Raw genomic sequence first — 10,874 nt, 5'->3', positions numbered from 1 at the left:
TTGATGCTTGAGGAAAAGGAGCGGGTGATAGAGGAAAACGCCCGAGTAATTGAGGAAAGAGACCGGGTGATTGAAGAAAACGCCCGGGTGATTGAAGAAAACACCCGGGTGATAACGGAGCTCAATCGCAAGCTGCGGGAAGCCGGTAAAGATACGTATTAGCAAGCCGTTTGCGGTTAATTTGCCAGAGGAAGGGGAGGACCACAAGCCCTTCCTCCTTTTTTTTCACAACGCTATTTTTAGGTTCAGACCTTGGTAGGGCACAACTACTCTATCCCAGCCTCCCGCAGCTTCCGCCTAAGCTCTTCAATGACTCGGAACTATTTACGAATTCACAAAAATACAGTATACTAAAAGCAGCATTAGGGGGATTGAGCTATTAGCAGAAAAAGAATAAAGCCTGCGGGCGGAGCAAAAAACCGCCTCCGGATGCAGTGGTTTACCGGAAAAAACCGGTTATATAGTACAGCGGCGCTGTTGGCGTTGGTGATTATTGGTACGGTGGTTTTTTTTGTAACCAGGCCCCGGCCCGTATGGCTGGTAGACGAATCGTACCGGACGCAGTGGGGGAAGATCCTCGATACATCCGCCCCGCCCCGGCGTTTAAGCATGGCGGCGCTTCCCGAAGACGGAATTCCTCCCAAAAACCGGTATGGTTATATCATCACCACCAAGGGTCCCCCGGGGGCTGAACCGGCCCCCATTGTCATATATCCCGGTCTGGCCTCCGCCGGCGAGTATTCGGGCGCATTGGTCCTTGCACTGGACCCCTGGATGATGTTCCGGGATTTTAAGGATCCCACCGTTTCCCGTTCCCGGGTAGATTCCCCCATAGGCGGGGAAGGGGTCCTTATCGTCCCCGGCCGGGATAGGAATGTGGTGTGGGCCTGGACAGCGCAGCTTTTGCAGCAGCAGCCCGGAATCTTCCCCTTGGAAGAAGCCCCCTGGGAAGAGGCCGTGGAAACCCTGTTCCGGGACCGCCGTTTTCAGCCCGGCGCCGAGACCTATGGCTGGATGGATGCCATGCCCCTCTTGTACCGTTCCTCCCCGGCCTGGCTCTACGCGCCCCTCAGCCGTATCCGCCAGGAACCCCTGCAGGAAACCAGCAACCTTGAAGCAAACCGTTTCCCCGAACGGGAGGACTGGCACGAATTCGGCCTTCAGGCGGATATACTCTGGGCCATCCCCTTTGGCAATGAAAAGAAAAGGGCAAAACTGGATAAAATCATAGCCTGGTTAGGGGACCCAAAAACTCAGACCCAGATCGCCGATACCCTCAATTGGATTCCCGCCCATCGGGAAGGAGGGTCATACAACGCCATCTCCAGGACAGCCCGCCTCGCCTGGCTAAGCAGCAGCTTCGTGTGGCAGATACGGTCCCGGTGAAGCCATGCGCATACTGGGGGCCTGTCAGGAAGGAAACGTATGGGGCCTCCCAGAGGGTCCCTCCATACGTTTCCTTCCCGACACCCCACTCCGTACTATTTGTAAGTGTGCTTTCGTGCCTCGGTGGGCGCATGGCTTCACCGGCCGGTTCGCCAAATTATGCTTAACTATGCTCCAAGCGGGGGCTTTTCAATTATTTTTAATAAAACTATTTAAATCTTCTTTAACAATTTTCCATATTTCTTTAAGGTTATTCAATTTATCTTCCATCTTTTCCCATTTTATTCTAAATCCATAGGTATGCCGGACGAAATGCCTAAATGATAAATAGTCCTGTAAAGTTTCTTTTATCTCATTTCTAAATATAGCCGATCTATTATTCATTGCTTCAAAAGCATTATCAAGTAATTCGGTATGCCATTTACTACCGTTTAATGAACCATTTTCCTTGTATTTCATTATCGTCAATAATATATTTTCTATACCGTTATAAAACGAATGTAATAATAATGCAACGGCAGAACATTCAATAAGATCAGGCTTTTTGGCTTTACATAATTTAATCAATGGTTCTGCATCACTAACAGTTTCATCTATTTGAGAAATTTCATATGCTATTTTTTCAGAAATACTTTTATCCAAGTTTTACAATTTCCCCTAAAGAATTTAAAAGGGTATAAAATTTTATATTGTCATCAAAATCAACGAGATCAACTTTATTAGATAATTTTCTGTCTAATATTGAATATACTCTAAAAAATTTATTAGCTGGTAATCCGGTTATGCCAATATCTATATCTGAATACGCATGAATTTTTCCTGTTACTAAGGAACCAAATAAAAAAACAGATTCGCAGCCTTCATTTTTGAGTAATGTTATTGCCATTTCGATATCTTCACGATATTTTGATGGTATTTTATCTAACTCCATGTTTACAAAATATAGTATAAAAAGACCATTGTCAATAACCCGGTGAAGCCATGCGCATACTGGGTTTCCGAAAGCACACAATTGGTAGGGGGGGCCTGTCAGGAAGGAAACGTATGGGGCCTCCCAGAGGGTCCCTCCATACGTTTCCTTCCCGACACCCCACTCCGTACTATTTGTAAGTGTGCTTTCGTGCCTCGGTGGCGCATGGCTTCACCGGCCGGTTCGCCAAATTATGTTTAACTAAGCTCCACGCGGTATACATCGTTATGCGGCAAAAGCCTCTCTCCTAGGCGGTTCGCCAAATGAAGTGTCTAACTAAGCGCCAAACGGGGGTATGCATCATTATGCGATAAAGGCCCCGCCCCCTATGGACCCCAGGATGTTGAGAACGCACAACAGGACCAGTTATCGGGGGTGGTGGTGCAAAAAATATCAGGGGGACCCTTTGGGGGTTCCTGATATTTGTTGCAGCCACCAGGCCCCCATACTTCGTATTTGTGCGTTCTCGAAACTATGCTAAAGGGGTCCATAGGGGGCGGGGGTTAAGGCGCTTTCGTACATGGCGATGTATACCTTTGCGGATTTTTCCCAGGAGAAATCCTGTTTCATGCCCCGGATACGCATGGCGTCGATGTGTTTCGGACGGTTATAATAGGCCCATACAGCCCAGCCCACGGTGTTGTAGATCGCCGACGGGGTCAGGTCGTTAAACATAAAGCCCGTGCCCGTCCCTTTTTCCTCGTTATAGTTGCTTACCGTGTCCACAAGACCGCCGGTATTCCGCACTATGGGGAGGGTGCCGTAGGCCAGGGAGTACATCTGGTTCAGGCCGCAGGGTTCGTATTGGCTCGGCATGAGGAAGAAGTCCGCCCCCGCTTCTATAAGGTGGCTCAGGTTTTCGCTATAGCCGATCTGGGCTTTAAAGTTGGACAGCCGGCCGGAAAGGCTGCGGAGTTCATTTTCGCACCAGGATTCCCCGGTACCGATGAGGACAAACTGAAGGTTCATGTCCCGGCAGATGGACCAGGCGGAACCGTAGGCGGGGCCGAAGAGGGCGCCCACCCCTTTCTGTCCGGTAAGGCGGGTGACCATGCCGATTATGGGTACATCGCTTTTCCCGCTCAGGCTGAATTCACGCTGGAGCGCTTCCTTCGCCTTGGCCTTCCCGCTCATATCCTGGACACTGTATTTCTGGGGCAGCAGGTCGTCGGTCTTGGGGTTCCAGAGGGCGGAATCGATGCCGTTGAGGATGCCCATATAATCTGCGGAACGGTGGCGGAGAACCCCGTCCAAGCGGAAACCCTGGACGTGGGTCTTGGTTTCTTCGGCGTAGTTGGGGGAAACCGTGTTCAGCTTATCCGCCGAATAGAGTCCCGCCTTGAGGAGGTTCATCATGTTCCAGTCCTCAAACCCCGCGGCGTAGAAATCGTTCCAGCCCAGGTTTGTATACCAGAAGTTATCCTTGCTGTAGATCCCCTGGTAACCCAGGTTGTGGATGGTGAGAATCGATACGGTATTTGCAAACGCCCCATGCCGTTCCCCGAATTTCAGGAAAACCGGAACCAGGGCAGTGGGCCAGTCATGGGCGTGGAGTACATCGGGGTACCAGGACGTTTTCCGGCAAAGCTGGAAAGCGGCGCGGCAAAAGAAGGTGAAGCGCCGGGGATTGTCCAAAAAATCCGGTTCCGATGGCGTTCCGTAGATACCATCCCGGCCAAAGAATTTTTCGTGATCGATAAAAAACACCTGGACGGGGTTCTTCTTCGGCGAACCGGGCAGGGCCGTGGTGTAGACGGCGCACCATTCCTCACCGCCCCCCACATGAACCCCCATGGCCCCCTCAACCTGGGTAAGCTCACCACGGTTTATCCCGTAGTAGCGGGGGATGACAATACGCACTTCATGTCCCAGTTTTGCCAGGGCAAGGGACAAGGCGGATACCGCATCGGCAAGGCCGCCGGTCTTAGCATAGGGAACAGCTTCACTGGCGGTCATCAAAATTTTCATATCTTCCCCTCTATGATATTTTTTAGATCTTCATTCGTAACCATTCTAGGGGGAAAAATCAAAATTTTTCAACCACAGAAAGGCCGTTATCCGTAACAATTTTCAAACCCTGTTCCAAATTTTCCAATTTAAAAATAATCACCGCCTTTCCGGTTTTCCCTTCCAGGGATGCGTAGAGATATTCAATGTTCACCTTGGAGTTTTGAAAGAGTTCCATCACCTTGGCGAGACTGCCGGGGCTGTCCACAACCTCTACGGCCACCACATCGCTTAAACGGGTGGTAAAGCCCGCCTTAGTCAGGGCCGTGATGGCATCGTCGTTCTTATCCACGATGAGCCTGAGTATGCCGAAATCCGCGGTGTCCGCAATGGAAATGGCCCGGATGTTGATGGCAGCCTCCGCCAGGACTTTCGTTACTTCCCCCAGACGGCCGGAGCTGTTTTCCAGAAATACCGATATTTGTTTAATCTGCATAATGATACTCCCTATAGTTTACGATTATCGATGACCCGCTTAGCCTTGCCTATGGACCGTTCTATGGTTTTAGGCTCCACCAGCTTTACCTTCAGTCCAATCTGAAGCTTGGACTTCATCACATCCTGTATTTTATTCCGCAGCGTTTCCAGACCCCTGGTCTCATCGCTGAAGAACTCCTGCTTAACCTCAACCAGAAGCTCCACCTCGTCCAGGTGGGATTCCCCCCGATTAACCACGATAAGATACTGGGGTTCCGTACCCTCAATACCGAAAAGGGCGTGCTCGATCTGGCTGGGGAAGACGTTGACCCCCCGGATGATCAGCATATCATCGGTGCGGCCGAAGAGGCGGTGCATCCGCACGGTGGTCCTGCCGCAGGAGCAGGGTTCGTCCATGAAGTAGGTGATATCCCGGGTCCGGTAGCGGAGTAGGGGAGTCCCCTCCTTGGTGAGGGTGGTAAAGACCAGTTCCCCCTTTTCGCCCCGCTTAACGTGTTTACCCGTTTCGGGATCGATGATCTCCGGGTAGAACAGGTCCTCGTTGATGTGAAGCCCGTCCTGGGCCTCACACTCAAAGGCCACCCCGGGACCGATAATTTCCGTAAGGCCGTAGATATCGTAGGCCTTCATCCCGTAGCGGCTTTCAATTTCCTTCCGCATATTCTCGCTCCAGGGCTCGGCCCCGAAACAGCCCTTGCTAAGGGGCAGCTTTTTCAGATCTACCCCTGCGTCCGCCGCTTCCTCGGCCATATACAGGGCGTAGGAGGGTGTGCAGGTAAGCATGGTTGTGCCGAAGTCCTGCATCACCATGAGCTGCCGGGCGGTGTTTCCCGACGACATGGGGAGGACCTCCGCGCCAATGGTCATGGCGCCGTAGTGAGCCCCGGGCCCGCCGGTAAAGAGACCGTAGCCGTAACAGTTCTGGACAATATCATCCTTGGTACAGCCCCCACCCGCCAGGGTCCTGGCCATGGCTTCCCGCCAAATATCAATGTCCTTCTGGGTATACTCATCCACCACGGGCTTTCCGGTGGTACCGGAACTCATATGGACCTCCACAATCCGGTCCGGGGGGCTGGCCAAAAGCCCCCGGGGATAGTTTTCCCGGAGGTCGTCCTTCGTGGTAAAGGGCAGCTTTTCGATGTCCCCCAGGGTGTGAATATCCCGGCTGCTTATGCCCAGGGCATCCATCTTTTTCCGATAAAAAGGAACCGTGGTGTAGAGCTTTTCCACCAGGTTTTTCAGGTTGGCCAACTGGAGTTTTTTCCGCGCCGTCTGGTCCATGCATTCATGTTCGGGGTTAAAAATCATGATACCTTCCTTATTCTTATCTATAATACAGCCTTTTCCCGAATTTTCAATCCCTTTTTTTTCCGAACATTTTTCTTGACAACCGTATAATTCGAGCATATCCTTAATGCTATAGGCTAGCTGTTAGCTTATGGCAATTATCATTGCGGAGCGAGGTTTGTATGAAAATAACCAGTATTGACGTGATTGCCCTGGAGAAGGACCCGGGGTGTTTGTCCCGGCCGGTTTTATGCCGGGTTAATACGGATCAGGGGCTTTACGGCATTGGGGAAGCGGGGGTAGCCATTGGTTCCGGCTCGCCCGCGGCGTTTGCCCATATTAAGGACATTGCCCCCATGATTCTTGGGATGGACCCCTGGTACCACGAGGTGATATGGGAAAAACTGTTCCGTCAATCCTTCTGGGCCCAGGGAAACGGGGCCATCGTCATGGCAGCCATCAGCGCCATCGATATAGCTATCTGGGACCTGAAAGGGAAGATAGCCGGCGTCCCGCTCTATAAGCTGTTAGGGGGCAAGCAGCGGGAAAAGCTTCGCTGTTATGCGAGTCAGCTCCAGTTCGGCTGGAAGGTGGACAAGTTTATTCCTTTTAAGGGGGTAAGCGGTGAGAGCGCCTACTATGCCGAATCCGCCCGTAAGGCGGTGGAAGACGGGTATGACGCGATTAAGACCAACTTTATGCGTTTTGACGAAAAGGGGGATATCCTCCCCTATACCGCGTCTACCGGTTATATCTCAAAGAAGATGCTCCGCCTGGTGGAGGACCGGATCCGGGCCACCCGGGATGCGGTGGGACCCGATGTGGATATCATTATGGAAAACCACGCCATGACCGACGCCAGTACGGCCATCCAGATAGGAAAAATCGCCCAGGGCTACGACATTATGTTCTACGAGGAAGGGACGCCGGCCCTGAACCCGGGGGTGATGAAGAAGATAGCCGAGGCGGTGGATATTCCCCTGGCCACGGGGGAGCGGACCTATACCCGCTGGGGCTTCCTGCCCTTCCTGGAAAACCACTGTCTCCAGGTCATCCAGCCGGATATCGGCAACTGCGGGGGCATTACGGAGGCGAAGAAGATCTGCGACCTTGCCCACATCTACGATGTCAGTGTTCAGACCCATGTCTGTTCAAGCCCCATCAGCGTTGCTATTGCGCTCCACCTGGAGGCGGCAATCCCCAACTTCATCATCCACGAACACCATATCTGCAACACCCTGCCTTCCACCATTGCGGAGTGCAAATACGATTACCAGCCGGAACAGGGCTATTACGCCATTCCGGAATTACCCGGGCATGGACAGGAAATTTCCGAAGGCGCCCTTAAGACGGCGCATATCGAGACGGTCAAATAGGAGTATACTATGGCGGAAGAAAAGAAAGGCCTTGGGCTGATTTCATTGGTCGCCCTGGCTGCGGGACAGGTTATCGGAGCGGGGGTGGTTACCCTTATCGGAGCTGCTACCAAAGTTACCGGGTCGGCGGTGTGGCTGTCCTACGGCACTGCGGTGATCATGGGGTTTTTTATCATTTTACCCTACCTGATCCTGAGCAGCATGATACGGATCAAGGGCGGGTCCTATACCTTTGTGGCAACCCTGTTAGGTGAAACCTGGGGCGGCCTTTTCGGTATGGCCTTTACCATGAATGTCTTTGCCACCGGCATGATAGGCCTGGGTTTTGGGCAGTACTTTAACGCCCTTTTCCCCGGGGCGGATGTACGGCTTGTGGCGGTGATCACCATTTCGGTGTTTTTTGTTTTCAACCTTTTGGGCGTAAACTTTATGTCCAAAATACAGAATGTCCTTTCCGCCACCCTTATCTGCGGGCTTCTGCTCTTTATTTTTACCGGGGTAGGGAAGGTGGACAGCCGCATATTTAATTTGGCAAGTCCCGGTTACTTTTCCGACGGATCCAAGGGTTTCTTTGCCGCAGTAGTATTACTGGTCTATTCCTGTTACGGCTATTCCTTTGTGGTAGCCTACAGTAAAGAAGCGAAGAACCCCAAACGGGATGTCCCCTACGCGATGCTGATCACCGCAGGGATTATCCTGATCCTGTATTCCGTTATTGCCCTGGTCGCGGCGGGGGTACTGCCCATAGACGAAGTGGCGGGGAAACCCCTTACTGCGGTGGCCCAGCGGATCATGCCCCTGCCCTTGTACTACGCCTTTGTGGTAGGCGGCCCCCTCATGGCCATTGCCACCACCCTCAATTCATCCTTTACGGTTTTTGCCCGGCCCTTCCACCAGATGACCGACGACGGGTGGTTTCCCCGGGGGCTCGCCCGGACCAACCGTTTTGGTTCTCCCTTCCTGATCCTGACCATCATTTACCTCATCGCCATCCTGCCCATTATCTGCGGTTTCTCCATACAGATGATCACCACCAATACGGTGCTCATCGGGCGGATCGCCGATGTGGTGGCGATTATCGCGGTTATTACCCTTCCGGTACGGCTCCCCGAGGCTTGGGAAAACCGCTACTTTAAACGCCTGTCGAAGCCGGTGTTTTACGGTCTTATGAGCTTCAGCCTTTTGGTAACCTTTGTCTGTATCGTCCTTTCCTTTAACAACATGGCAAAGACCAATGTGGCCGCCACCATTGGTCTCGCAGTTATCTTCCTGGTCTACGCCATTTTGCGGGAAAAGACCGGAAAAGTTAAAATGCAGAAAAGCTACGAATTGCAGTAGGATCCACAGGGGACATAGGGATAACTCTGTGTCCTCCTGTGGTTAAATTTTTGCGGACGACGTTCCGTTTTTTATTAAACTTTGTTGTTTTTAGTACGGAAGTTTGATAAACTATGTCTGATATGGGTTTTGAAAAGATAGACAGACAAAGTGTATCCGGCCGCGTTTTCAGCTCCCTGCGGCAGGAAATAATAAACGGCGCCTTTCCGGGTGGGAGCAGACTTCCTTCGGCGGCCCAGCTGGGCGAGCAGTTCGGGGTCAGTGTTGCCTCCGTCAAGAGCGCCCTCCAAAAGCTTGCAGCCCTGGGACTTATTGAAATAAAAAACGGCCAGGGGAGCTTTGTCCTAGATTTTAACCCCAACCGTTACCTCGAACAGCTTTCCGATTTTTTTCTCACCGACAGCGATATTACCCAGATCACCGAATTTCGCCTATTCCTGGAAATGGCCGCCGTCAAGCTGGCGATCAGCCGGGGAACCGAAGAAAACTTCAGCCGTATGGAAGAACTCCTCCGCCGCATGGATCAGGCTGCCCTGGCAAATGATATGGAACTCCACGGTAAGTTGGACTACGAATTCCATCTGGAAATTTCCCGTGCCACCGGAAACAACGTTTTTGTCCTGGTCTACGAGGTAACTCGAAAGATGTTCCGCCAGCATACCACGATCCTGAACGAAAAATTTTTCAAAAAAGCCATAGTTCAAAAAGAGGGGGATGATGTCCATTGGCGCCTATACCGGGCCATCAGAGAAAAGGACCTAAAAACCTGCCGTGCCTGTTATGTGGAGATGCTCTACTTCCGTGAGGAACCCCCTGTGGACCCCGATTAGGTTACCGGGAACGCACTAAAACTATGTATGGGGGCCTGCCAGCTGGGAAAGATATGGGGACCCTCCCCTTCGGGGTCCTCCCCATATCTTTCCCACCGCCACCCCCGATAACGTAGTGTGAGTGCGTTCCCGAGCCGTTTGGGGGGTCCATAGGGGGCCTTTGTTTCGCTTGATGAAGTGTGGTTGTAGCTTAGCGGCGTCCCTAATAGCATTAGGTGGCAAGACTAAGCAGATCTATCTACCCACCCTGCCACACCGGTTCTGCGAACCGGCCCGGTGAAGCCATGCGCCTAGGAGGCACGAAAGCACACTTACACGTAGTACGGAGTGGGGTGTCAGGAAGGAAAAGTATGGAGGGACCCTCTGGGAGGCCCCATACTTTTCCTTCCTGACAGGCCCCCTGTACCATTTGTGTGCTTTCGCAAACCCAGTCAGCGCATGGCTTCACCGGGGGCTTTGTTTTTTTAATTTACAGTAATATATACTTTTTTAATTATTTCTAATGCCGTTGTTAAATTTTCAATTCCTGCCGTTATACTTCCATTTGTCCCATCTACAGAACCATATCCAATGGGAAATAAATCTATTTCATTAGATGTTCCTGCCGTAAATTTTGCATTATAAATAACTGACGGTTGGCCATTAACACCGGTACCCTGTCTTCCGTTTTTATTTCGTTTAGGCCAATAATCATTATAATCGTAACTATGGTTTACTTCTAAATAAACATTATAGTCATTACCATTGATTAATAATTCATTTTCAATTTGCGCCGTCATTTCTTCTTCGGATGTTGCAGCACTTACCGCATCAATTTCATTATTTTTTGTAGAATTATTTTGTTTATAATTCCATACCGGAAGCGCCTCAGGTCTTCCTGCTTTTGGAGCGCTTCTCCAAGTATTTTTCGCACTTCTATTTGTTACAGTTATTGTAGAAATATAATTTCCATTAGTATCTTCTATCCATGCGGCTGCTTGCGGAGGGTTATTTATTGGGATAAATAAGATCCACATTCTTTCCATCCAATGTTTACCCGGTTCTATATATATTTCGATTCTGTTATTACTATTTTGTGCAATTCCAACTACAGTAACAAACAATATTAAAACCCAGAATAATAAAAAACACTTATTTTTTTTCAATTTTTTCTCCGTATTCACAAACACTAAAACCATTCTACTATAGAATGGTTTTTTATACAACAAGCCGCTTAGAACTTAGTTAAGCATAATTTGG

Annotated in this window: 10 protein-coding genes; 4 read left to right on the top strand and 6 right to left on the bottom strand. The window is 50.7% G+C overall.

Going from position 1 to position 10,874, the window contains the following annotated elements:
* Positions 1 to 477 precede the first annotated feature (477 nt).
* Positions 478 to 1,386, top strand: coding sequence for a hypothetical protein (locus tag TPRIMZ1_RS0100985; protein ID WP_157784159.1), 909 nt, complete (start codon positions 478 to 480; stop codon positions 1,384 to 1,386).
* Positions 1,387 to 1,575: 189 nt separating this feature from the next.
* Here TPRIMZ1_RS0100985 and TPRIMZ1_RS0100980 read toward each other — a convergent pair whose 3' ends face one another.
* From TPRIMZ1_RS0100980 to TPRIMZ1_RS0100960, 5 genes are all read right to left on the bottom strand, one after another.
* The gene (locus tag TPRIMZ1_RS0100980; protein WP_010253413.1) at positions 1,576 to 2,028 is read right to left on the bottom strand and encodes a hypothetical protein; all 453 of its coding nucleotides are present in this window, start codon (positions 2,026 to 2,028) and stop codon (positions 1,576 to 1,578) included.
* Positions 2,021 to 2,317 (bottom strand): nucleotidyltransferase family protein, encoded by a 297-nt coding sequence (locus TPRIMZ1_RS0100975; protein WP_038077492.1) that lies wholly within the window; start codon positions 2,315 to 2,317, stop codon positions 2,021 to 2,023. Before TPRIMZ1_RS0100975 ends, TPRIMZ1_RS0100980 begins: the two co-directional genes overlap by 8 nt.
* 516 nt (positions 2,318 to 2,833) lie before the next feature.
* Complete coding sequence (locus tag TPRIMZ1_RS0100970; RefSeq protein ID WP_010253406.1) at positions 2,834 to 4,324, bottom strand: glycogen synthase; 1,491 nt, start codon at positions 4,322 to 4,324, stop codon at positions 2,834 to 2,836.
* 58 nt (positions 4,325 to 4,382) lie between these two features.
* A complete protein-coding gene (locus tag TPRIMZ1_RS0100965) occupies positions 4,383 to 4,799 on the bottom strand; it encodes an ACT domain-containing protein (protein ID WP_010253404.1) in 417 nt (138 codons plus the stop codon).
* Between the two features lie 11 nt (positions 4,800 to 4,810).
* Complete coding sequence (locus TPRIMZ1_RS0100960) at positions 4,811 to 6,112, bottom strand: phenylacetate--CoA ligase family protein (protein ID WP_026043436.1); 1,302 nt, start codon at positions 6,110 to 6,112, stop codon at positions 4,811 to 4,813.
* A 161-nt stretch (positions 6,113 to 6,273) separates the two neighbouring features.
* Here TPRIMZ1_RS0100960 and TPRIMZ1_RS0100955 point away from each other — a divergent pair, with 161 nt between their 5' ends.
* From TPRIMZ1_RS0100955 to TPRIMZ1_RS0100945, 3 genes are all read left to right on the top strand, one after another.
* Positions 6,274 to 7,467 (top strand): mandelate racemase/muconate lactonizing enzyme family protein, encoded by a 1,194-nt coding sequence (locus tag TPRIMZ1_RS0100955; protein ID WP_010253399.1) that lies wholly within the window; start codon positions 6,274 to 6,276, stop codon positions 7,465 to 7,467.
* 9 nt (positions 7,468 to 7,476) lie between these two features.
* On the top strand, positions 7,477 to 8,805 hold the full coding sequence (locus TPRIMZ1_RS0100950; RefSeq protein WP_010253397.1) for an APC family permease: 1,329 nt from the start codon (positions 7,477 to 7,479) through the stop codon (positions 8,803 to 8,805).
* A gap of 113 nt (positions 8,806 to 8,918) precedes the next feature.
* Positions 8,919 to 9,635, top strand: coding sequence for a FadR/GntR family transcriptional regulator (locus TPRIMZ1_RS0100945; RefSeq protein WP_010253395.1), 717 nt, complete (start codon positions 8,919 to 8,921; stop codon positions 9,633 to 9,635).
* Between the two features lie 464 nt (positions 9,636 to 10,099).
* On the opposite strand, the gene TPRIMZ1_RS18170 is transcribed toward TPRIMZ1_RS0100945, so the two are convergent.
* On the bottom strand, positions 10,100 to 10,780 hold the full coding sequence (locus tag TPRIMZ1_RS18170) for a DUF2271 domain-containing protein (protein WP_157784158.1): 681 nt from the start codon (positions 10,778 to 10,780) through the stop codon (positions 10,100 to 10,102).
* Positions 10,781 to 10,874 lie beyond the last annotated feature (94 nt).

Origin of the sequence: Treponema primitia ZAS-1 (assembly GCF_000297095.1) — a bacterium.
Taxonomy (GTDB): Bacteria; Spirochaetota; Spirochaetia; order Treponematales; family Breznakiellaceae; genus Termitinema; species Termitinema primitia_A.
This window is presented reverse-complemented; position numbering and strand designations above follow the sequence as displayed.